The 25150-nt window shown below is 43.9% G+C and carries 19 protein-coding genes; 4 read left to right on the top strand and 15 right to left on the bottom strand.

Annotation, left to right across the window (positions count from 1 at the left end; genetic code table 11):
• Window positions 1–71: 71 nt before the first annotated feature.
• The 6 genes from H8S64_RS20540 to H8S64_RS20515 all read right to left on the bottom strand — a co-directional run bounded on the left by H8S64_RS20540 (window position 72) and on the right by H8S64_RS20515 (window position 5979).
• Window positions 72–1241: a FecR family protein gene (locus H8S64_RS20540; protein ID WP_186978530.1), complete on the bottom strand. Its 1170-nt coding sequence runs from the start codon at window positions 1239–1241 to the stop codon at window positions 72–74.
• 93 nt (window positions 1242–1334) lie between these two features.
• Entirely contained in the window at window positions 1335–1886 is a 552-nt protein-coding gene (locus tag H8S64_RS20535; RefSeq protein WP_186978529.1) for an RNA polymerase sigma factor, read from the bottom strand.
• 22 nt (window positions 1887–1908) lie between these two features.
• Entirely contained in the window at window positions 1909–3489 is a 1581-nt protein-coding gene (locus H8S64_RS20530; RefSeq protein ID WP_186978528.1) for a lytic transglycosylase domain-containing protein, read from the bottom strand.
• A 10-nt stretch (window positions 3490–3499) separates the two neighbouring features.
• Window positions 3500–4213: a DUF5683 domain-containing protein gene (locus H8S64_RS20525; RefSeq protein ID WP_303181174.1), complete on the bottom strand. Its 714-nt coding sequence runs from the start codon at window positions 4211–4213 to the stop codon at window positions 3500–3502.
• An 8-nt stretch (window positions 4214–4221) separates the two neighbouring features.
• A complete protein-coding gene (locus H8S64_RS20520; RefSeq protein ID WP_186978527.1) occupies window positions 4222–5112 on the bottom strand; it encodes a ParB/RepB/Spo0J family partition protein in 891 nt (296 codons plus the stop codon).
• Between the two features lie 96 nt (window positions 5113–5208).
• Window positions 5209–5979, bottom strand: a complete 771-nt coding sequence (locus H8S64_RS20515) for a ParA family protein (protein WP_186978526.1) — start codon at window positions 5977–5979, stop codon at window positions 5209–5211.
• 144 nt (window positions 5980–6123) lie between these two features.
• On the opposite strand from H8S64_RS20515, the gene H8S64_RS20510 reads away from it, so the two are divergent.
• On the top strand, window positions 6124–6840 hold the full coding sequence (locus H8S64_RS20510; protein WP_186978525.1) for a DNA alkylation repair protein: 717 nt from the start codon (window positions 6124–6126) through the stop codon (window positions 6838–6840).
• Between the two features lie 51 nt (window positions 6841–6891).
• On the top strand, window positions 6892–8760 hold the full coding sequence (locus H8S64_RS20505; RefSeq protein ID WP_186978524.1) for an ABC-F family ATP-binding cassette domain-containing protein: 1869 nt from the start codon (window positions 6892–6894) through the stop codon (window positions 8758–8760).
• A 70-nt stretch (window positions 8761–8830) separates the two neighbouring features.
• On the opposite strand, the gene H8S64_RS20500 is transcribed toward H8S64_RS20505, so the two are convergent.
• From H8S64_RS20500 to H8S64_RS20460, 9 genes are all read right to left on the bottom strand, one after another.
• On the bottom strand, window positions 8831–11494 hold the full coding sequence (locus H8S64_RS20500) for a zinc-dependent metalloprotease (protein ID WP_227217737.1): 2664 nt from the start codon (window positions 11492–11494) through the stop codon (window positions 8831–8833).
• Between the two features lie 82 nt (window positions 11495–11576).
• Window positions 11577–12686, bottom strand: a complete 1110-nt coding sequence (locus H8S64_RS20495) for a TlpA disulfide reductase family protein (protein ID WP_186978522.1) — start codon at window positions 12684–12686, stop codon at window positions 11577–11579.
• 20 nt (window positions 12687–12706) lie between these two features.
• Window positions 12707–13657, bottom strand: coding sequence for a hypothetical protein (locus H8S64_RS20490; RefSeq protein WP_186978521.1), 951 nt, complete (start codon window positions 13655–13657; stop codon window positions 12707–12709).
• A 21-nt stretch (window positions 13658–13678) separates the two neighbouring features.
• Entirely contained in the window at window positions 13679–15172 is a 1494-nt protein-coding gene (locus H8S64_RS20485) for a RagB/SusD family nutrient uptake outer membrane protein (RefSeq protein WP_186978520.1), read from the bottom strand.
• A 10-nt stretch (window positions 15173–15182) separates the two neighbouring features.
• Window positions 15183–18842 carry a SusC/RagA family TonB-linked outer membrane protein gene (locus H8S64_RS20480; protein WP_255469646.1) on the bottom strand — a complete coding sequence of 1220 codons (3660 nt, stop codon included), beginning with the start codon at window positions 18840–18842 and terminating at the stop codon, window positions 15183–15185.
• Between the two features lie 165 nt (window positions 18843–19007).
• Window positions 19008–20174 (bottom strand): FecR family protein, encoded by a 1167-nt coding sequence (locus H8S64_RS20475; protein WP_186978519.1) that lies wholly within the window; start codon window positions 20172–20174, stop codon window positions 19008–19010.
• A 115-nt stretch (window positions 20175–20289) separates the two neighbouring features.
• Entirely contained in the window at window positions 20290–20853 is a 564-nt protein-coding gene (locus H8S64_RS20470) for an RNA polymerase sigma-70 factor (RefSeq protein WP_099291908.1), read from the bottom strand.
• A gap of 115 nt (window positions 20854–20968) precedes the next feature.
• Window positions 20969–21211, bottom strand: a complete 243-nt coding sequence (locus tag H8S64_RS20465; RefSeq protein WP_186978518.1) for a hypothetical protein — start codon at window positions 21209–21211, stop codon at window positions 20969–20971.
• Between the two features lie 310 nt (window positions 21212–21521).
• A complete protein-coding gene (locus H8S64_RS20460) occupies window positions 21522–23651 on the bottom strand; it encodes a Tex family protein (protein ID WP_436231472.1) in 2130 nt (709 codons plus the stop codon).
• A 177-nt stretch (window positions 23652–23828) separates the two neighbouring features.
• On the opposite strand from H8S64_RS20460, the gene H8S64_RS20455 reads away from it, so the two are divergent.
• Window positions 23829–24476 (top strand): ABC transporter ATP-binding protein, encoded by a 648-nt coding sequence (locus H8S64_RS20455; RefSeq protein ID WP_186978516.1) that lies wholly within the window; start codon window positions 23829–23831, stop codon window positions 24474–24476.
• A 69-nt stretch (window positions 24477–24545) separates the two neighbouring features.
• A complete protein-coding gene (gene bamJ, locus H8S64_RS20450; protein WP_099291904.1) occupies window positions 24546–25148 on the top strand; it encodes a BamJ family beta-barrel-assembly machinery protein in 603 nt (200 codons plus the stop codon).
• Window positions 25149–25150: the final 2 nt, after the last annotated feature.

Genomic DNA, 25150 nt, shown 5'->3' with positions numbered 1-25150 from the left:
AAATTAATAATTTCTTGGTTTTCCAAGAGGTTGAATGACCGGGGCATCTTCCACATGCCACCGGTTATTTTTTAGTATATATACACTGTCGTTCCTTTAATCTCGAAACGGGGACCTCCCAACAATGTCAATGTACTTAACACGCTTCCCAAATCCTCGTTACGATTAATTTTCCCGGTAAAGGTATGTTTCACGTTCCGGTCGCCCCGCCACTCGTAAGTCACGTTGTACCAACGTGCCAACATACGCATCACACTCTCCAAATCATCATCATCCAACATGATAATGCCATCCCGCCAAAGCGATTGTATATCCATGCTTACCTTTTTCACCGAAATATCATCAGCCCCCACTTCCCAATTAGCTTGCATCCCCGGTGCCAATACTTCCTTCAATGAAGTTTGTTCCACGGACACCTCAACCCGCCCGGTAAACAAAGTAGTCTGTATTGTAGGCTCATCGGTATAAGCCATGATATTAAACGAAGTCCCAAGAACACGGGTCCGCATCTCTCCCGCCTGCACGACAAACGGGTGCAACGAGTCGGGAGTCACTTCAAAAAAAGCCTCTCCCTTCAAATCGACCATCCGATTTTTCCCTGTAAATTTCACAGGATAACGTAACTCCGAATCGGAGTTCAAAAATACTTCCGTCCCGTCACTCAACACCAACGAATAAATACCTCCGCGAGGCACCACTATCGTGTTGTACTCCATGACAGTATCCTGCATCTCTTTCTTCATCTCGTACGCCACTTGTCCCGTCCGGATATTAATACTCGTACCAGATGTGGCAACCGAAGTATCCCTATCTCGCAAGGCAATCTTCTGCCCATCGTTCAGAATCAACAATGCCTGTGTCTTTCCCGGCTCTATGACCGCCATCCGTACAACTGTTTCGTCCTTGCCCGCCCGTTGCAACCCGAACCACAAACCAAGCCCCAGTAACAAGACCATTCCCGCTGCATATGCCAACCAAGTCCTCCTCCCGATAGATTTTCTCTCCCTCGTAAGCCGCTCCAAACGCCGCCATTGTTCTTTCCGGTCGGACAAACGCACGATATTCTGAAATTCCTCGTTCTTCTTCCCGCCCGACACTTGTCTGAACAATTCCTCGTGTTCCTCGGATTCCTCCAACCACTCCCGCAACCGCCTTCCCTCTTCCTCGTCCAACATCCCGCCTCCCAACAGCTTCTTCACCACGACATTCGCAATACTTATTTCTTTTTCTATATCACTCATAGTATATCATTTTTCCGTAAACTACACCCTATAATTGCGTAACTCGGAAAAGCGGGTGAATAGAAATGTGATTTTTTTATTTTTTTTACAAAATCACCCCACGGACAAGAAAAGCAACAACGCCCTCAAATGTTTCAACCTCTCTCTCAACGTCTGGTATCCAACTTTTTTCAAAGTCTTCACCGTGTTAGGAGAAACACACATCTCTTCGGCTATTTTTTCGACAGTCATATCCTGCATACTTAACTCGATAACCCGTCGTGTTTGAGCGGGAAGTTCATGAACGGCTTGTTGCACCTGTCCACAGATTTCGGCAGTAATTAAAACATAATCCCCGGTAACGCTCTCCTCCCATTCGATACTTTCAAGAATACGTTTCCGATTGGTTGTATCACGCAGAAACGCCAATATTTTGTTTTTGATAACCGTGTATAAATAGGTCTTTACCGCTAACAAATTATCAAAATTATTCCGCTTACTCCAATACAAAACAAAAGCCTCCTGAATGATATCTTCGGACTGTTCTTTATCGTGCAACATCTTGTACACGTAATAAAACATCCGCTGATATAATCCCTCGTGAAGCTCTCCAAATGCCACACGATCGCCCTTGGAGATTCGTTTTATATGTGAGTCATCAAGCACAACTTTATAGACTTTCGTCCGATTATATCTTTATCTTTAATTTTTGTCCCGGTTTCAGGTTCTTCACCATCTTCTCGGAAAGCCCGTTCCATTTCATGATATCCCGGTTGGAAACACCCGGGTATTTTTTAGCTATACTCCACAAATTATCTCCCCGTCGAATCGTGTAATAAAAGAACTCTCCTTCAGCCAACGATTGGGTTTCCACTTCCGAGTTAGCGGCAACCCCCGCGTACCGGGTATTAACCTTTGACTGATAATGTGCCACTTTATCTTTAGGCACGTAAACCGTCAATTTCTGTCCTATATTAATACGGTCTTTTGTCATCCCGTTCCAATACTTCAAATCGGACAACCGTACGTTGAATCTCTCGGCAATCTTCCCGATAACATCCCCACTCTTCACAGTGTATATCAGTTTGGCTTTATTACTCGGGGCTGCATGAGCGTGAGCGTATTTCTTGAAACGGCTCTTCGGGTCGGCAGTACGGTCACTGTCATTAAAATAAGAATTACGGTTATAAGCAAAAATCGTATCCTGTTTGTCGATAAAATTCGCCACGTGATTATAAGGCATTCGCAAACTATAACTTTTCCCGAATCCGGCAGGTACAATATCCGAACGGTATTGTGGATTCAAATCCCGAATCTGCTCCACGGAAACATCCATCAACTTTGCCATTTGCTCAAAATGCAAGGCGTCGGAAATCATTATCGTGTCACACATGGTCGGCAACTCGTTCTCCAGAGGGAATATATTATGCTCCTTGTGATAATTAAACGTGTACATCGCCGCTATAAAAGCCGGCACGTATCCGCGAGTTTCCCTAGGCAAGTGGAAATAAATATCCCAATAATTCTTCTTGCTACCGGAACGGCGGATAGCCTTATTCACGTTGCCCGGTCCGCAATTGTAAGCGGCAATTACCAGAATCCAGTCCTCGTATATCTTGTACAAATCTTTCAAAAAACAAACAGCCGCCTCGGTCGACTTCACCGGGTCCCGACGCTCGTCAATAAAAGAATTGATTTCCAACTTGTACATCTTTCCAGTCCCGTACATGAATTGCCATAGTCCGCAAGCCCCTGCCCTTGAAAAAGCCCTCGGGTTCAAGGCACTCTCTATCACGGGCAAATATTTCAATTCTTGAGGTAACCCCTCCCGATCCAAAACTTCCTCGAAAATAGGAAAATAATAAGAACTCAAACCTAACATGGCACCCACTTGAGCCCTACGCCTCACGGTATAAAGTTCTATATAATTACGCACGATATCATTATATGACAACTTAATCGCGGAATTCAAAGCATCCAACCGGTTCAAGTAAACCGAATCGGGAACAGCCGGACCGCTCTCGTACCCCATAAGATAAACGGAATCCACGTAATTACCTTCCTCCAACCGTGTCACATACCATTTACCATACAAATCATCCAATCGCTCGATAAACGCTCCCGGGATAGAATCCACGAGTAAAACAGGAGCCGATAATTTCAATCGTGACGGCGGTTCAAGACGCACTTTCAATGAATCGCGATCACTTTCACCAAATACCGTGTTACAACATAAAATAGCACATACCCACAAAAATAAACAACGCATGTTTTTTCCTTTAAAAATTAAATGTTAGTGTTAATCCCACGGTACCCCCGCTGACAGGCGAGAATCCGGTAGAAGGTCGGACATTAAAAGATATATCATCATTTACCTCGAAATCATAGAAATGCGCGAATACCGTCGCATCAATAATCTGAATCAGATATATACCTCCCGAAACGATATATAGCAAATCCCGATTTCGTTTATAATTATCTTTCTTCGTTTTCAACTGTTCCTGCAAACGCTTCCGCTGACTGGAATTAAATGCCTCTGCCGTGCTACCGGGCCTCATTAATTTATCCCAACTGGCGTTCGCCGGATAGGGTGTTTCAGGATCTTTCTCCAGAGCATTCAAGTAATCCGTGTAATCCACGAAAGCATTCCGGTACTTTTTAAAATACTTCATGTTCCACGACAAACCGTAAACAGTAGCTCCAATACCCCCGTACAAGATTGGCACTTTCCACCACTGACCGTTATACACCTGAGCCGAACCCGGGAGTATCATTGCCATAATGGTTGCCTTCTTGGGAGAATGTGGCTTCTTATCTTCCTTCAACGAGGATTTTAAAATCTCCGTTCCCTCGAATGATAAAGAATCCGTCTGAACAATCGTATCTCGCGAAGTTGCAGGAAACTCCACGCGATAATACTCCGACGCTTTTATTCCCGTACCAATCAGCAAAACCGGGATGATCAAAACTATGTTCTTTAAAATCCTTCTCACTACAAATTCTATTTCTTATCCATCTTATCCAGTAACTCCACGATACGTTCCAGTTCGCTGTCGGACTTAAAAGATATAACTATTTTTCCCCGCCCTTTCTCGTTACGTTTCAAATCCACCTTCGTGTCAAAATAACGTGCCAAATGAGATTGCAACGCCATATAGTCGCCTATCGGTTCACGCTTCCGTTCAACCTTTTTCTCTTTCGCTTCCTCCGGTTGCATCAGTTCCCGAACAATCTCTTCCACCTTCCGGACGGAAAAATCATATTTCAGGATTTGCTCGAAAATCATATTTTGCGTTTCCGGGTCCTCGATATTAATAATGGCACGGGCATGTCCCATGCTGATCTTCCGGTCTTTAATAGCCAACTGTATCGGGGCAGGAAGTCTCAACAAACGCAAGTAATTGGAAATTGTAGTTCTCTTTTTACCCACGCGCTCGCTCAAGGCGTCTTGTGTCAAATTGCACTCGTCAATCAAACGCTGGTATGAAATAGCTATCTCGATAGCATTCAAATCCTCGCGTTGGATATTCTCTATCAACGCCAATTCCAACATCGACTCCTCTTCCACTTTCCGGATATACGCGGGGATAGTTTCCAACCCCGCTAATTTGGAAGCCCGGAAACGACGTTCTCCGGCAACAATTTCATATTTCCCTTCCTCGACCTCTCTCACGGTGATCGGTTGCACGATGCCGATAGCTTTTATAGAAGCGGCAAGCTCCTGTAAAGCCTCTTCATCAAAAATAGTTCTCGGCTGGTTCGGGTTCGGACGGATATCACTCAGTCTCAACTCTTCCTGTAAAGCAGAAGAACCGCCCCTCGGTTTAGCCTCCTCGGCAGCATCCTGCAACAACGCACCCAATCCCTTACCTAATGCACTCTTTTTCGCCATAACCTTTATAATTTTAGATTTATGATTTATGATTTTAGATTCATTCATTATCTCGCATTTTCAATCATAAATCGCAAATCATAAATCATCAATCTCTTAGTTTTTTTTATTCTTTTCCAGTAACTCGTTTGCCAAACTCAGGTAATTTACCGACCCGCGACATTCTGCATCGTACAGGATGACAGGCTGCCCGTAACTCGGGGCCTCGGCAAGCTTCACGTTCTGTTGAATCAAGGTCTCGAACACCATATCTTCAAAATGCTTTCTTACCTCTGCCACCACTTGATTGGACAAACGCACGCGACCGTCATACATGGTCAGCACGAATCCCTCGATTTCCAAAGCCGTGTTCAAACGTTTCTGGATAATCTTGATCGTGTTCAACAATTTACCCAACCCTTCCAACGCGAAATATTGACATTGCACCGGAATCATCACGGAATTAGCCGCCGCTAAAGAATTGACAGTCAACAATCCCAAAGAAGGAGAACAGTCTATTAATATATAATCATACTGATCTTTTATCCCGGCAAGCATCTTCGCCATAACGCTCTCTTTCTCGTCGAAATTCAGCATCTCCAATTCGGCACCGACCAAATCAATATTTGACGGTAATAAAAATAAATTCTCGATATCTGTTTTTAGAACGGCTTCCTTCGGGTCCAACCCGTCAACCAGACACTCGTAAATGGTCGCCTTCAGTTCTTTCAAATCATACCCAACACCCGTTGTCGCGTTTCCTTGAGGGTCTGCATCTACCAACAAAACTTTCTGTTCCAAGACAGCCAAACTAGCTGCCAGATTCACAGACGTCGTTGTCTTTCCCACCCCTCCTTTTTGATTCGCGATAGCTATTATTTTGGACATAAAATTCACTTTTTACGATTATGTGGTAAAAATACAATTAAAAAGAATACACACCCCTTTTTTCGTCAATTTTTTAATAACAACGGGCGCTTTTTTACTAACATTAATTACCTTTACACCGAGAATTAAAGACGAAGAGGGAAAATGAGAAATACCACGGAAGAAATTATAAATGAAATAAATAAATACCGGGATGAAGAGAAAGCAGCTTTCCTGCCTCGTTTCTTCAAAACGGGAAAAGGGCAATACGGGGAAGGCGATCAATTTATCGGGGTTGTCGTGCCCAACGTCCGCATCGTGGCGAAAAAGTACATGGACACAGATCACGATACACTCCGGGAACTACTGGCATCCCCCGTGCACGAGTATCGTTTGGCGGCTCTCCTGATATTGACTTATTATTACGCGAAACATAAAGACGATGCATCCAGAAAAGCGTGCGTCGACTTCTATTTAAGCCAAGTCGATGCCATCAACAACTGGGACCTCGTTGATTTGAGTTGTTACAAAATATTGGGACACTGGCTGCACAACAAAGACAAACAGCTCCTGTACGATTGGGCGCACACCGACCACCTCTGGAAACAACGCATTGCCATGATATCATGCATGCACTTCGTGAAACACGGTGAATTCAAAGACGCACTGGCTATCGCCGACATTCTCCAACACCATTCTCACGATCTCATTCACAAGGCGGTCGGGTGGATATTACGGGAAACAGGCAAGGAAAACGAACAACTATTGACGGATTACCTTATTCCCCGCTACAAGAGGATGCCCCGCACCATGTTGCGCTACGCCATCGAACGTTTTGAAGAACCCAAGCGCAAAGCCTTTCTCCTAGGGGAATACAAATGACAATCTCATTTTCAATCTTAAATCTAAAATCATTAAATCTAAAATTAATTCATGGTTAGTTTTTTACAAGTTGATAGTCTGAGTAAACGTTTCGGAGAACATCTATTATTTGAAAATATAACGTTTAGTATTGCCCAAAATCAAAAAGTTGCCCTAATCGCTAAAAACGGTATGGGTAAATCCACCTTGTTACGCATCATCTTCGGTCAGGAAACCCCGGACACGGGTACGGTTATTTTTAGGAATGATGTTTCACTCGGATTCTTGGAGCAAGATCCCGAATTAAATCCCGAGAATTATGTTTTCGAGGAAGTTTTCAACACGGAAAATACCACGCTAAAACTGATCAAAGCATACGAACAAGCTGTAAAAGATAACGACACATCAATACTGGAAGAATTAATTCCACAAATGGATGCTTTACAGGCATGGGATTATGACTCCCAGATCAAACAAATATTATCGGAATTAAAAGTTGACAAATACACCCAACGCATCAAGGAACTTTCCGGCGGACAAAAGAAAAGAGTCGGTCTGGCAAAAGTACTGATAAGCAACCCGGACTTCTTGATTCTGGACGAGCCCACCAACCATCTGGACGTGGAGATGACCGAATGGTTGGAAGACTATCTGGATAAGACCAAAGCCACCCTTCTCATGGTAACGCACGACCGTTATTTTCTGGATAGAGTGTGTGACAAAATTGTCGAGATTGATGATTTCGGTATCTTCTCGTATGACGGCAACTACTCGTACTACCTCGAAAAAAGAGAAGAACGCATTGAAGCCCGCAACGCGTCAATCGACAAAGCCAAGAACCTTCTGCGCACCGAACAGGAATGGATGCGCCGTATGCCGCAAGCAAGAAGCCACAAGGCAAAATACAGAATCGACAATTTCTATAAAATCAAAGAAGTCGCCTCGCAGAACATCTCCGAACAACAATTGGAACTGGACATCAAGGGGCAACGGCTAGGCAAGAAAATTCTGGAACTGGAACACGTCAATAAAAGCTACGGGAACCTAAGCGTACTGAAAGATTTCACGTACAAATTCGTGCGGGGTGAAAAAATCGGTATTATCGGTAGAAACGGCGTCGGGAAATCCACGTTCCTCGACATCATAACCCGCCAGATAGAACCGGACAGCGGAACCATCGAGATCGGGGAAACCGTGGTCTACGGGTATTACAAACAAGCGGGTATTACCTTTAAAGAAGACGATCGCCCTATTGACATCGTCAAAAACATATCCGAGAAAATTGACCTCGGCAACGGACGTATCATGTCAGCCTCCCAATTCCTCGAATATTTCCTGTTCCCGGACAAACTGCAATATTCACTCGTTGCCAAGCTCAGCGGGGGTGAACGCAGGCGGTTATACCTTTTGACCGTGCTTATGAGTAACCCGAACTTCTTGATTCTGGACGAGCCTACCAACGACCTCGACATCATGACCTTGAACGTGTTGGAAGAATATTTGCAATCATTCCAAGGCTGCCTGATCATCGTGTCGCACGACCGATTCTTTACCGACAAAGTGGTTGACCGGGTATTCGCTTTCGAGGGTGACGGTGTCGTGAAAGACTTCCCCGGGAATTATACCCAATATAAAAACAAAAAAGAAGAAGAAGAACTCCTTCGCAAACAAGCCGAAAAGAAAATCCCCGCCGCCCCCAAGCCCGTTCGGGAAAAAGAAAAAGTACGTAAACTGACCTTCAAGGAAAGGCAAGAAATGCAACAACTGGAAACCGATATGGAAAACTTGAACGCCGAGAAATCCAAACTGGAAGATGCTTTAAATTCCGGTACGCTAGGTGCGGATGAACTGGTCAAATCCTCCCAACGCATCGCCGAAATTATTGATATTCTTGACGAAAAAGAAATGCGCTGGCTGGAATTGAGCGAAATTGAATCGTAAATGTTTTCCCAATAGCTAAAAAAGGCTGTTCATTTTATTTTGAACAGCCTTTTTGTTTCCATGATTAAAACTATTTACTAACTTGCTTAACAGCCTCCGCCATAGATATCAAACTTTCATAGTGTACTCTATCATCGCGATTAGCAGCCCCCACTTTACTCTTCAATAAAGTAACTACCCGCTTCAACATCGCTTGATTGTAACCGAAAGTTTCATCAATCACACCTATTTCCACCTCTTCCTGGAAAGGACTGGCAGCCTGCCCGAACTGAACAGGTAACAATTGCCTAGCTACAGTTCCCAATCCACTCTCTTGTTCCATTTCCTGTAAATGACGATACATCTCATCCATGAAACTTTTGGAGAATAAATTGTATGCCATCATCTCCTCTAAAGAAGGATGTAAACTTTTAATTGCCCGCGTATTCTTAATATAGTCAGTGCAGGTAACACCCATTCTATTAAAAATATTCTTCTGCAACAATTTTTCCTCTTGATTCAATTTCTTTCCTTGTATAGTCGGAGCGAAAACACCGGCATACAAATCATCGTAATAATCGCCAATCGTGTAAAGATTCTTATCTTGTGAAACATGAGAAGAGAGAAGAACCATCGCCCTTTTGCTTTCAATCACCTTGCTCACGGCAGCAATAATCTTTGCAGACGGGTACACGGCTAACTTTGTTTTATTAATCAATTCCGGACGATCGATCCACGAGCTGTTTCTCAACTCTTTCAACACCCATGCCAACGCTTCTTTTTGTTTTGCGCGTGCTACCGATTTCACGGCTTCACCGGCTGTTCCGTCTTTCACTTGCGACAAGTAAATACCACCTACCTGATACAACGCGTTCAACAAGTAACGCATGTATTGCTCTTGAATTCCAGAATAAAGTTGCATCCGGTGAGAGAAATCCGGGTCATCTGAAATCCACTCGTTCAAGTGGTTCAAGATATACTTCAAGTTCTTTATCCCGTAGGTTCCTGCCTTTACGGGATCATCACCTAAATCTTCCTCCAACGCACTCGGGTCTATACGGAAAGCCAACTGTTGACGCCCGTAACGATAGCGAGGATCTCCGGCTTTCTCGTCAATCCATTTCTCGGCGATTTTAGATTCCTCCCACATATCCTTGGCTTCCGGAACAGGAGAATACAACCATTTAATCACGTAATAATCATACACGCCAAGATCAGGAGGAGTCAACTTCACCCCTTTATCTCCCGGTTGCGCTACATAATTGAAACGAGCGTAGTCCATGATAGAAGGAGTAGTCCCGTATTTTTGAGTGAAAGAAACGGAACGCAAAGAATCCACCGGAACGGAAGCCGAAGCAGACATGTTATGCAACATACCTAAGGTATGACCTATCTCGTGCGTGATAACATACGTGAGCGATTCATCAAAAACATCTTTCGGCATCTTAACGGCACGCACACGAGGATCTACTTGTGCCGTCTGAACGAAACGCCAGTTATTAATCAACTGAACAACATTATTATAAACAATCACCGAAGCGTTAATAATCTCCCCGGTAGTCGGGTCCACCCAAGACGGTCCCATGGCATTTGCCTCCGCGTTAGGACAATAACGGATACAAGAATATTTCAAGTTATCGGGATCAAAATTCGGGTCATCCTTCGGGAAATCCTTTGCCACCATCACGTTCTTGAAGCCGATTTTCTCGAAAGCTTTATTCCAATTCAAAACAGCCGCTTTAATCGGACCTCTCCACTCGTCCGGGAATGCGTCATCCACGTACCACACGATCGGTTTCACGGGTTCTACAAGCTCTCCGCGCTTCCACGCTTCCATGTCTTTCGGTTCTACCCTCCAGCGATTAGCCAAAACATAAGTATCGAAACCGTCTTTTTCTTGGGATATCTTCCGGATAGGGAACTGCATTCTTGCGCTCGCCGAATTCAACGAGTAAAAAATTCCAACACGGGAATCCTGCACACGAGGGCGCATTTTAGAATCCGGCAACAAAAGAAAAGTAATCACGGAACGAGTCGACACCTGTCCTAAAGGTATAGATCCGAACAACGTCATATATTGAGCCTCCACAGGCTGAGCCACTTCCAACGATGCGTTATCTTCAAACGCTTTCACGCCTTCAAAAGTAAATTTACTTGAAACAGGGGAAGAAGTGAGCAATCCGCCGCTAACTTTTGGGGCAAGAGCCTTGTTATCTTTTATAAATGACGTCACTTCAATCACCACGGCAGAACTATCCGCATTATACGAGTGAACGGTGAACGATTTTGCCGGAATATCGATATAACTTTTCTCCATGGCTTTCTTCACCCACTCTTTATTCTCTCCCATCGTGGCGGCCAAATTAGGTTTGTTGAACACGATAGACGAATCTTTCTTAACCACGCGATAAAGCACAGGAGCACTGTATTTATACCCCACGTTAAGCAACAAAGGTTCAGAAGTGGCAGATAAAGTTCCTCCCACTAATATATCACGCCCCATGTACTTCAACGGGTATTCCAAATAAACCTTCTGGCCTACTTTATGAATGGTCAAGAAATCCCCCTTCGCAGTAACGATCCCCGGAGTTTGAACCAACTTCTCGTATTTGCTTTTTTTCTTTTTAACAGGCTCTTTCACCTCTTCAGTTGTCACTTTTTTCTTCTTCTTTTTGAACAATCCCCCCGCATAACTCTCTCCTGCAACGGGAACAAGCAAGGTCAACAACAATAAAAATGAAGACAATCTTCTCATTTTTAATAATTTTAAATTAAACATTATGATTACATAAAATACAAACTTCCATACTTCAAGACGCTATAAACAATCATCGCTTCTATTCAGATTCAGCATTCAACAACTCTTGCACTTTCTTACGCAACACATTTCGATGCAATTCTTTAGCCGCGAACTTACCCTCTCTGTCCAGAACCACCAGATAAGGTATCCCCTCAATTCCCAAATCTGTACGGATACCATCTTTTTTATAACCGCACGGATTCCGGTAACTCTTCCACGGGAGCTGTTCTTCCCGACAGGCTTTCAACCATTTCTCTCTAGAATCATCCATGGAAATACTCACGACACGTAACCCCATATGAGCGAAATCTTTATACAATCGCCGCAAACTTTTCATCTCACTCCGGCAAGGTCCACACCACGATGCCCAACAATCAATAACCGTAATATATCCTTTCAAAGAATCCAGCCGAATAGTATCACCCGCTTCATTCTCCAAAAGATAATCCGGGAAATCTTGACCGATTGCACTCACGAAAACTCTTTCCAATTTATCTTTTAAAGCTTTCCCGATACTCGACTGCTGTATTTCCGGCGATAGCAAATTATACATCTCTTTTCCCCACTCGTAATGCGACTTCATTTCTTCGCAGGCTAAATAAGCGGCATACACGTTATCGGAATACTTTTTCACCAAATCACGAGCAATAGAAAAACGTAAATCATCAAACCACAACCTTTCAGACATCAAACTATCAAACAACACTTGATCATTTCTCGTTGAAGCCTGAAAAATACTTAACCCGGAAGCATTCTCATCCACCACTTTCGTATAAAGTTCATCAAATGTTTCTCCACACTTTTTCCTTATCTCGTTAGCGTACGACCCTTTTAAACTATCTGCGCATATCCCTCGTCGTGAGGAAACCGTAATACTCATTTCCTCCCCGTCTAAATACAAATCTGCTTGCCGTTCGTTAAACTTCAATCTATATAACCCGGGTTCTTCAAATATTCCCTTGAAAATATACTCCCCGTTTTTCAATTCCCCCGAACATAGCAACTTAAGATTCTCTCCGGTAGAATACAAAGCAATTTGTCCTGTATCCTGATCCTGCACATTTACTTTCAACCTGAAAGACATTCCGGATGGAGACGAACAACAAACGATACCCCACAAGAACACGAATAAAATCAGTACTCTCATTTTCATTCTAACTTCTCCTCCTAGTTATTCTTCTCAACCAGCTCATCCCGAACTGATTCCATCAACTTTTTCAGATATTCATACTTATCCAATATAATAGGACAATCACTATATTCCGCCTGAAAAACATCCCAATCATCCTTCAAAACTTCCATAACAAAATCAAGAAGATCCGCATTTTCCGTCGGACATCTATAGTATTTTACAAAACCTTGAAACATAACATATTTCTCACCCTCTTCATCAACACTCAAGAATCCATAATACTTCTTATCTTTCCATGGAAACAAAGAAGAAGAAGACTGTTGAACATCCTGCAAATGCATATCAGTAACCTTACCGTCTTCACCAACAACACTCGAGAGTCCATAAAAATACTCTAACTCTTTCGAATAATTATTCACTAAAGCATGCGCCCATTCAGAGCCCCTAATCCTCAAACCAAACGCTTCTTTATCTTCCCGTGTCATTTCTTTCAATTCTGCTACACGAGAAACAACCGCTCCCGACATTCCATAATAAAGATCGATTTGATCGCTACTAAATATCAAGTCTTCAACAAGCAAAAAACATCTAGGCTTCATACCCTTTTGCTGAAAAGGAATAACATACTCTTCCAAGAATTTTACCCCTTCCAGAATATCCTGACGCTGCTCCGAAAGCGTGTACTTCATACTTGTCACGTTCTGCTCTATAGAATATCCTAACATCAACGTTTTATAATAAATAATCGAATCCCCGTTTGCGTCTAATCCTCGATACTCCCTCCCGATCGTATCATTATAATAAACAGGCACTTTATATTTACTATAAATTTCATAAATCAAATGATCCAATTCATCATTGGGATTATCCTTTATCACGTACCAATCCACATCCACGTTTGACGGAGATAACGTACCGTTCTCATCATCATGACAACTTGCCAAAGCAAACAATGACAACAACAATATTCCAATTAAATTTTTCATCATCAATCACTTTTTCGATTACTATTCATATTCCACATACACGGGAGCGGGCCGCTCATTATTAACCATATTTCCATCCGTGAATTGCAATTCATAAGTAGGGATTGGCAAAACCCACCCGCCGTCAGGATAAGCCGGTAACTCGTAATACCCACACGCCACTCCCGTACTTTGAACACGTACCTCATGCCTTATTGACTTTACATCCGGGTATTTAGGACTCACGGAATACCGGCGCAAATCAAACCAACGATGTCCCTCGAAGCACAATTCCAAACGACGTTCATTCCGAATAAAATCCACTAAATCTTTCCCCGTTTTGGTTTCAATATCCGGCACGCCTTCCGCGCAATAACGAGTAGCAAGAAAAGAATTCATAACGTTTTTAGCGCCCTCCTCCTTGTCCTGCATCGCTAATGCCTCTGCCTTATTCAAATAAATCTCCGCATACCGAATCAAGTTACAATCAGACACTCCTCCATTTGACCATTTCTTAAATTTAGAAGGATAATTTCCATAAGAATAAATCGTAATCCCCAATTTATATCGTTGGTCATTTGCTTGATTATAAAAAGCAGCCTTCAGATCTTCAGATATCGCGTAAGTAGTCTTCGTTTTATACCCCACCATCGCGTTAAGACGATATTCTCCTTGAGAAAAAATCGTTTCCGTAGACTTCGAAGAAAGTATACTGGTACCCGACTTCAATGTATTCAAATCCTGCAAACGATAAGTAGCCTGCATAATCGTATCGCATTGACTATCGCACTTTTCCCATTCACCCATGTAAAGATACACCCGGCTCAACAAAGCCCTTGCCGCCGTTTCATTAGCTCGATAAACCGAAGCTTGAACAATGCCTTTCAAATCCGAAATAGCTTTCAATAAATCCTCCACGATCAAGTTATAAACATCTGCCACCGGATCCCGGACAAAATCCTTATCTTCCACTTCCGACCTCACTTTAATCGGAACTCCTAAATCCGTGGCAGCAGTTCCCGCAGCATAAGGTTTTGCATATAAATTAACCAGCCAAAAATAGTACGTGGCTCTCAGGAACAAAGCTTCACCTTTAACTCTATGGTAATCCGCCCCCGCATCCCGAAACGCTTCCACCTCATCCAATATCACGTTCAAAGAAGCTATATGCTCGTACAAACCACTCCACACGTAATCATGCTTGACGGTTCCGTTCTCATCCGTACTCGGCAACTTCAACCACTCGTAATACCCGATATAAACCGGGGACCCCAATTTGTCCCAGTAATTGGGTTTTGATGACAACTGCACATCATCATCCATCAAATGAATCCACGAAGCTATCGTCGTTTCCCCCTCGTCATCACTATCACTGGTTTCCCGAGAAATCATGTACCCGTCCCCCACCAGCAGTTCGCTTAAATCCGAGATCGAATTCACGTATAATAAATCTCTAGGATACTCTTCCAAAAAATCCCCACAAGACACCAACAACACGCTCCACAGAATACCGAATATATTTATTATCTTTTTCATACGCTATGATTTAGAATGTTACATTTAAATTCATTGAAAAAGTCGGACAAAGCGACATATTAATCGACGGAGCAGACCCCGATTGAACAGCAGGATCCTGTCCTTTCAACTTTTTATCACAAATCATAAACAAGTTCGTGCAAGAAAAACCGATATACGCCGACTTCATATACATTTTCCTCGCGAAAGCCTCCGGTACATTATAACGTAATGACAAAGATTGCATCTTGAGATAATCACCGCTGACCACCCGTATATTGGAATTATCCCACATATTCCAAAGATTCTTACCGAAATTATAAGGTTTTTCCACGCACCACATTCCCATCGTCTGTCCAAACCTTTCACCGGAAACAATACCCGGAATCGTTGTATTACGTTCATCACCGGGATATCTCCAACGATTCATAAACTCTTTCCTCGCATTCGCTGCCGGCTGGGGAGCTATCGTTCCGTAAGTACTTTCCAAATCCGGATACATCTTTAACAGGCGGACTTTAGAACCCAAACTATAAGCCAGATTAAACGATAAAGTAAATCGGCGATAGGTAAAACTATTGTTCAACCCTCCCTGAATAACAGGTACGCGTGTTCCGGAATGCTCTAATACCGTGGTAAACACCTCATCACGCTCCATCGAATCATACAAAGCCTCTCTATCCAATACAACGTTTCCCTCGTCATCATAATCATACCGATCTACATCGTAAAACATCGGACACCCGTCCGCGGGATCCAATCCTTTAAACTTATACGAATAGAAAGTATTCAAGGGACGTCCCACGATCTGGGCTGTACCGTTCAAATAATTCGCGTAAGTATACCGGTCATGCATAGATTTATCTTTCACCTTTCGCCCCTTCGTCAACTGATTCAACACCTGTCCCAATTGAGGATCGAAAATCCACCGGAAACCGTTAGGATTCTCCGCCGAGAACGTGTTCACGGGAATAACTCGCAACGAAAACTCGAATCCTTTATTTTCCAATGTACCCTTATTCAACACGTAATCTTCCCGCCCGTTTACACGTGAAATTGTTTTCGTCAAGAACGTGTCATTCGTCTTTTTATAATAATAACTAACGCTGGCGGAAAACCTTCCTTTGAACAAATCAAAATCCAACTGGACATTAGTTGAAGCCGTTTTCTCCCATTTCAACATGGGATTCGGAAAACGATAAACATAAGAAGCGTACTCACCCAAAGTAGAATTCATGTCCCCCTTGCGTATAACCAACTTCGAACTTTCGGACTCTAACATATTTCCTTGATAGCCAAAAGAAGCGCGTAAAGATAAGCTCCCCAGCCAATTTACCTCCTTGAACAAATCATCCTTAATATTCCAACGTCCGGATACCGACCATATAGGAGTAATTTTATCATTCGCCTTCGTTCCAAATTTATTAGAAGTATCAAAACGCATATTCGCGTTAAACATATACAAACTCTTGTAATCATATGACAATGAAGCGTAGCCGGAAATCAAATTCGTTTTGGAATCAGAAAATACCCCTCTTGCCTCGCTGGATTGAGTCCATTTACGAAACGCCTGATAATAAACCAAATCAATTTCCGCGACCAACAATCCTCGCTCCGGGATATACCCCCGGTACGTTTTACTAGAACCCGTGTAATGGCTTGAAGAAGCCTCCGCACCTAAAGTTGCCACAATCTGATGGTTACTCTCCGTATCCAAATACTTGTTGAAATCCAACTGGGCACGCAAAGTCCAAGCCTCGTTATCGGTATTCTCTTTTCTCAATTCACCTCCCACCGGACACTCGTTCACCCGGTCCTCATCCTTATCGGGATCTTTAAGTAAACTATCTGTACGTCTTAACTTCCTCACGTAAAAAGATTCTTGCCCATACCAAGTATCCACGTCCGTTGAAGAAGTTGAATACGCGAAAGTCAAACCCAATTTCAACGGTTCAATCATACGCCAATCAACCGTCGCATTCACGCTCATACTTTTGGTATTCGAATCATACGAACTATTATTCATTTCATTAATAATGCTATACGGGCACCAATCAATAGAACTTCCCGCGCTATTACCTCTCCGTTTATAATACCACAAACTTCCATCTTCATTAAAAGCGGGAAGAGCCCGGCTCGTGTTGTAAGCATACCCCAACACATTTACCTCGGAAGGAGTATAAGAGCGATCGGACACATTTCCATTCATACCAAAACGCAAAGTCACGTTATTCAAATTAGCCGTCAAATTCACGCTTGTCGTGTAATTTTTCATTCCTTCCCCTTTCGTCGTTCCTTGGCTATCATTATAACCCAAAGAAGCGTAATATTTTAATGAGGACGAGCCCCCGGAAATACCCAAGGTATGCCTGTGGGACCAAGAATTCTGCAACAGCAAATCCAACCAATCCGTGTTCATCGACTCGTATCTGCCGACCTCCTTTTGGAACTGATTGAAATCAATCCGGTCATTCCAGTAATCACGCAAAGCCCCCTCGTATCCTACCCACGAATCAATCGTATTATATGTAATTCCTTTCTCTACCAACTCCCTAGACAAAGCGATTCTCTCCCTCGAATTCATCATATTCACGCTTTTATCCCCGTAATGCGGACGACGCGTAAAAGTTCCCGCTACCGAATAATTAATCGCCGGGGGACCTTCCTTTCCCTTTTTAGTCGTGATCACGATAACACCGTTTGCCGCACGAGCACCGTAAATAGCGGTAGCCGAAGCATCCTTCAAAACATCTATCTGCTCGATATCTTCCGGGTTCAATCCGGAAATCGCGTTGCCCAACAGATTCACGAAATCCAAGTCATTAATCTGCGAGGGATCAATATCCACCGGATCCTGTTGAATAATTCCATCCACCACCCAAACAGGTTCCTGATTCCCTAAAATAGTAGAAGTTCCCCGGATTCTCAAACGTGGAACAGCACCCACTTGTCCCGAATTCTGCATAAAAATCATTCCCGGCACATGTCCTTCCAACATCTGGTCGATACTATTCAATCCCGGCACGATAATATCCTCCGCCTTGATCGAAGTCACGGCACTTGTCAGTTTTCGCTTGTCAATCGTCTGATACCCCGTACTCACGACAACCACCTCATCCAAGGCTACCTCCGATTCCTTCATCACCACGTTAATCGTGTCCTTACCCGTGTAAGCGACTTCACGATTCTCCATTCCCACGAAAGAAAACAACAAGGTAAACTTTTCCATCGCCGGCAAATTCAAGACATACCGTCCCTCCACGTTCGTCACCGTTCCAAGTGTCAAACCCTTCACCAACACTGTCACACCCGGAAGAGGAAGTTTCTTCTCGTCCGTTACCCTACCCACGATACGGATACTTTTCTTTTGTTCATCATCCGCACCTTTCACCTCACGCTTCACCACGATAATATTCCCCCTGAAATTGTAGACCAAATCCGTCCCTTCAAAAATTCGCTTCAACACGCTCTCCACTGTTTCACTCTCCACCTTGATTGATAACCTCCCCAATTGATTTGTCTGCTCCGTGTTAAACAGGAAATGTAAATCCGTCTGTCGTTGAATCTCATCAAACAACATTTTCACCGTTACATTTTTCATGTCCAAACTCACTCTCTCCTGCTGGGCAAAACTACTTGCCGAAAGAGAAAATGTAAATCCAATCATTAAAACGAGAAACACTCTCATCATTTTCCAAAATTTGTGTCCACATCCCCGTAAGAATGGCGGACAATTTCCATTTTTTTGCATACATTTGTAGTTGAATAATTAACAATTATCAATAAGCTTCACGCCAATAAAGCTCAATGATGATTAAAACACACGGGAGGTGCTTCCAACGCCTTCCGTTTTTTATTATCGTGAAATCACTATTGTACGCCCCTTCACCGAAAACAACACACCGGTAGACTCGGTTATAACATCAAAAATATTTTGTATCTCTTTATACCTTCCCAGATACCCGGAAAAATGCAATTGCTTCACGGATTCCGTCTGATAGAATACTTCCACGTCATACCACAAAGAAAGAGTAGTCATGATATTCTCCAAAGTCTCATCCTCGAAAGCGAAAACACCTTTCACCCAAGCCAAATACTGCCGGGGATCCACCTGTCGAATCGCCATCGAACCGTCTTTCGGGTCGAAACAAGCAAGCTCTCCCGGCTTCAAAACACATTCATTCCCGGAACGGATAGCCTTTATCCCGACTTTTCCACTTTCCAAAACCGTTTGAATCCCTTCCGGTCGCCGTGTATTCACGTTAAACGAAGTCCCGTACACTTGCACCTGCACCTCGTCCGTCATCACGTAAAACGGACGGGTAGAATCCGTTGCCACCTCAAAGTAAGCCTCCCCGGAAAGAAAAACCCGACGTTCATTCTCGTCAAATATCACCGGGTATCTCAAATCCGTGGCTGAATTCAACGTAACCTGAGTCCCGTCGGATAAAGTTAAATGAAACTCCCCGCCCTTGGGAATTTGCAAGGTATTATAGTTCAACTCAATTTTTTTCCCGTTCCCGCCGTCCTCGTACACCAAGCCACCCTCCGTCCTGCGTACCCTTCTCCCCTCTTCCAACCTTATCTCGCGTACTTCGCTCTTGCCCAAAGACACTTTCACACCATCGGAAAGAATCAACGTTGCCTTATTCATCCCGGGACAAATCACCCCGCCAATCTGTTGTGGAGCCAAAGTAACATCTTTACCCGCCAGCCAAACCGCCAACCCGATCGCAACCGGTATAACTACCGCCGCCACGTACTTCAATACACGTGTAAACAACTTTGGTTTTCTCACTTGAGTCCGATTCAAGAAACAACTCCACCCTTTTTCCATATCAATATCACGAAATTCCGGAAATTCCGAAGCAAAACGATTATCCCGCAACATCTCCTTGAAAAAACACCGATTTTCTTCCCGTTCCTCCACCCACGATTCCAGCACGGTCTTCTCCTCATCCGAAATCGAACCTGCCAAGTAAAGACGAATCAATCGAACAATATTTTCGTTATATACATTCATTGCGTATCTCTTTTTACACTATACGACAAGAGTACACAAAAGAGGTAAAAGAAAAATTATTTTTTTTACCGGAAAAACATCAAGCGCTTGATTTCAAGCAAGAAAAAAAAAAAAATTAAATCAACTTAAATAACAGAACCCAGAAAAACACATTCCCTAAACGCTCCTTCAAAAAACACACAGCGTTTCTTTTATGCGCTTTCACGGTTTGAACAGACAATGACAACAACTCGGCAATCTCGTCATTCTTTTTGCCTTTTAAATGCAACTCGAACACCTCCCGACAACGTTCAGGCAACTCACTAACAGCTATATACAACTCCCGGTAAATTTCCTCCCTCATCAAGCCGAACTCACCATCTTCCCCCTCTTGTTGATTCTCCATCATGTAAACGACATACCGCTCCTCCACTGCCTTGTGTTTCAAATAATCCAAACACTTGTTATTCACTAAATCATATAAATACGCCCGAAATCCACGATAGGAATTAAACACCTTACTCCCCTCCCATATAGCGATAAAAACCTCCTGCACGATATCTTCGGCAACCTCCCTCTGTTGTACCCGACGCATCGCGTACAACACCATGTAACTGTAGAATCGTTTAAACAACTCCCGGTAAGCCGAAACTTGCTTCACATTAATTTGCCGAATAAATTCACCGTCAACATTACACATACTAATTATCCTGAATCAGTCCGTACAAAAATAATACATAATTCTATCTTTTTGAAAGGAAACATAAAAAATAGTATCCTCTCAATCATTACCAAAAGTATAACACCCGTAATTCTTATTTCTTTTTCTTCTCCAAATCATCCTCCGGCTCCGTTCCCAACGCTTCGGATTCCTCCTTGATTTCGTCCATGTAATTTGCCAGATTATCCCGTGCATCGTCATCATCATTTTCCAAAATCTCACCCAAAGCGTCAACATACGCTTCCTGTAACTTCTCATCCTCCTCCGGGGTCAAATGTCTTTTTACATCTATCTCTTCTTTCCCGGAAGCACCTTTCTTATTTTCATTCTTTTCCATAATGCTTTATCTTTAATCTATATAGCATTGAAACGAAAGGAAAAGAAAAAAGTTCGGCACCCAAATCTCCCCCCCATACACGAGCTTTGAGTGAGTTTTAGGCGGGTTTTAGGCGGCATCGCCTGATATTCGCCTACTGTTCGCCCACACTTAGCCCACGTTTTAACAAGAATTAAGCACACCGAGTGCACACCGATTACTCTTTACCCGGGTGATTCAACGGGTAAAAGATAATGTATTTTCACCCCATAACATAGTTTAAAGTTAGCACGGGGGATGATATTCCCTTGCTCATCCCCGTGCAGCACGGTTAATCACGCGGGCATTGCTTCATTGACAAACCTATCCGTTTCCGGGCTTTATCCACTTGCGTGATTTTCACCGTCACGTGCTGATTCAACGAGAGCACATCCGCCGGGTTAGAAATATATTTATCCGCGATCTCCGAGATATGCACCAACCCGTCCTGCTTCACGCCTATATCCACGAATGCCCCGAAATTCGTCAGGTTCGTCACGATACCCGGAACCACCATTCCCAATTCCAAATCGTCAATCGTGTGAATATTCTCGGCAAAGCTGAATACTTTCGCCACGGAACGAGGGTCACGCCCCGGCTTTTTCAATTCATCTATGATATCCTTCAAGGTAGGCAACCCGATCCTGTCGTCCACGTAACGGGACAAGTCTATTTTATTGCAAGCCTCCTCGTTACCGATCAACGAGGTCAACGGCAACCCTAAATCTTTCGCCATACGTTCCACCACCGCGTAAGACTCCGGATGCACGGACGAGTTATCCAACGGGTTCGCCGCCCCCTCTATCCGCAAGAACCCGGCACATTGCTCGAAAGCCTTCTCACCCATTCGCTTCACCTTCTTCAACTCGTTACGACTCTTGAACGCACCGTTTTCCTTGATATAGGCTACCACGTTTTCGGCCAATGTCGGCCCCAAGCCCGAAACGTACGTCAACAGATATTTGCTTGCCGTGTTGACATTTACCCCAACACGGTTCACGCAGGACTCCACCACCCGGTCAAGACTCCCCTTCAATTTCGTCTGATCGACATCATGCTGGTATTGTCCCACCCCGATAGACTTGGGGTCGATCTTTACCAACTCGGCAAGCGGGTCCATTAACCGACGCCCGATAGACACGGCACCCCGTACCGTCACATCATATTGCGGAAATTCATCCCGGGCAATCTTCGAGGCGGAATAAATAGACGCCCCGCTCTCGCTGACCACGAAGACTTGTATCTCCCGATCATAACGCAGATTTTGTATGAAACGCTCCGTTTCCCGTCCCGCCGTTCCGTTCCCGATCGCGATAGCCTCTATCCGGTAAGAATTTACCAAATTCACGATCTTGTTGGCGGCTTGTCTCACCTCGTTCTGGGGCGGATGCGGGAATATCGTTTCGTTATGCACCAGATTACCTGTTTCATCCAGACAGACCACCTTGCACCCCGTGCGGAACCCGGGATCAATACCCAACACCCGTTTGTTGCCCAACGGCGGTGCCAAAAGCAATTGCCGCAGATTCTCGGCAAACACTTTTATAGCCTCCTCGTCCGCCTTTTGCTTACCCGACTGCAAATATTCCGTTTCTATCGACGACAGCAATAAACGCTTGTAACCGTCTTTCACTGCCATCGCCACCTGTTCGGCACTATCATTACGAGCTTTCACGAAAATCCGCTCCAACGACTCCAAGGCCTCGTCTTCCGGTATCCCGATGCTTACCTTTAACACGCCTTCCGCCTCACCCCGGCGTATAGCCAGCATACGATGCGAGGGTACACGCCGCAACGGTTCGGAATAATCGAAATAATCGGCAAACTTTTCGCCCTCCTCCTCTTTGCCCTTCACCACTTTCGCTTCCACGACCGCAACCCGGTCAAAAAAACGGCGAATAGTGTTGCGGGCTCGCTCGTTCTCGCTCACCCGTTCGGCAATAATATCTCTCGCTCCCTGCAAAGCATCCTCCTCGCTCGCCACGTCGCCTTTCACGAAACGGGCTGCTTTCGTCCACACGTCCCCGTGTTCCTGACGTGTCAAAATATCCGCCAACGGCTCCAAGCCCTTCGCTTTCGCCTTCGACGCACGGGTCTGCTTTTTCGGCTTATAAGGCAAATAAATATCTTCCAATACCCGAAGTTCAGTACAATTCTCGATTTGCCCTTTCAGTTCCGGGGTTAATTTATCTTGTTGTTCGACACTTTCCAATACCGTTTTCTTCCGTTTTTCCAGTTCTTTGAACTGCTCGTACATCTCCCGCACCTGTCCGACCTGTACCTCATCCATACTTCCGGTCATCTCTTTCCGGTACCGGGATATAAAAGGAATCGTGGCTCCTTCGTCCAATAATCCTAACAAATTTCTTACAAATCTACTCTCGAAACCACTCTTCCGGGTCACGAAAGCTATCGGATCCATGTAATACTCCATACGTCATTTATTTTAGACGGCTAATATACGCACACTTTATTTTAATCACTATCTTTATCCGCGAAATTTATAATTTACGATTCACGATTCACGATTAAAAAAGCGTTGATTGGCGGGAAGGAATCATGTAATCTGAAATCATAAATCAAAAATTAAAATGGAAAGATGATAGAGATCAAAAATATAGTCAAAAGTTACGGGGAACTAAAAGTACTGAAAGGTATCAATCTCTCGATAAAAGAAAAAGAGATTGTCACGATTGTCGGGGCAAGCGGTGCCGGTAAAAGTACATTGTTGCATATTCTAGGTACACTTGACAGCCCGGACGAGGGAGAAATCCTTTACGATTCCGTCAACGTGGCTCGCCTCGCCCCGAACAAACTATCCGTGTTCCGCAACAGTAACATCGGGTTCGTGTTCCAATTTCACCATTTATTACCGGAATTCACCGCTCTTGAAAATGTATGTATCCCGGCATGGATAAAGGGAACAGGCAAAAAGGAAGCCGAGAAACAAGCACTGGAATTACTGAAAATGCTTGGACTGGGTGACCGTACAACACACAAGCCCAATCAACTGTCCGGCGGGGAACAACAACGGGTGTCCGTGGCACGTGCCCTCGTCAACCATCCCCGCGTGATACTTGCCGACGAACCCTCGGGTAATCTCGATACCCGCACGAAAAGCGAGTTGCACCAACTCTTTTTTACCTTGCGTGAAGAACTCGGGCAAACCTTCGTCATCGTCACGCATGACACGGAACTCGCGACCATGTCGGACAGGCAAATAAAATTAAATGACGGTATGATTTGAGATTTCGCTCAATGTTCTTACATTTGCATCTTAATGAACAAAATATTTATTTATTAATTAAACCTTTCAATGAAATATACTGAAGAGTTAGACAAAGTGAGTTACTGTTTAGGACTAAGTTTCGCTAGCAACCTCCTTTCATCAGGTGTCAACACCATCAATCCGGAAGCCCTTCTCGACGCGCTGAAAACAGTTTATGCCGGTCAAATGCCGGAAATCAAACCGGAAGAAGCAAATAACATCTTACAAGAATTCTTTACCAAGTTACAAGACGACAGAGGTAAAGCCGCTAAAGAAGCCGGAGAAAAATTCTTGAACGACAATAAAGGACAAAGTGGTGTAATCACCCTGCCTAGCGGGTTACAATACAAGGTAATCTCCGAGGGTAAAGGAGCTACCCCGAAAGCAAGCGATACCGTGAAATGTCATTACGAGGGACGCCTGATTAACGGTGCCGTGTTCGACTCTTCATATCGCCGCGGAGAGCCTGCCGAATTTCCCGTGAACGGGGTGATTCCCGGTTGGGTAGAGGCATTGCAACTGATGCCCGTGGGTTCAAAATGGCAATTATTCATTCCCTCCGATTTGGCTTACGGTGCTCATGGAGCCGGACAGGCTATCGGACCGAACGAAACGTTGATTTTTGATATAGAATTATTAGATATAGTATAATT

The organism is Butyricimonas hominis (assembly GCF_014287455.1).
GTDB lineage: Bacteria > Bacteroidota > Bacteroidia > Bacteroidales > Marinifilaceae > Butyricimonas > Butyricimonas muris.
Note: the sequence above shows the minus strand (reverse complement) of the source record. Positions and strands in the feature narration are given on the sequence as shown.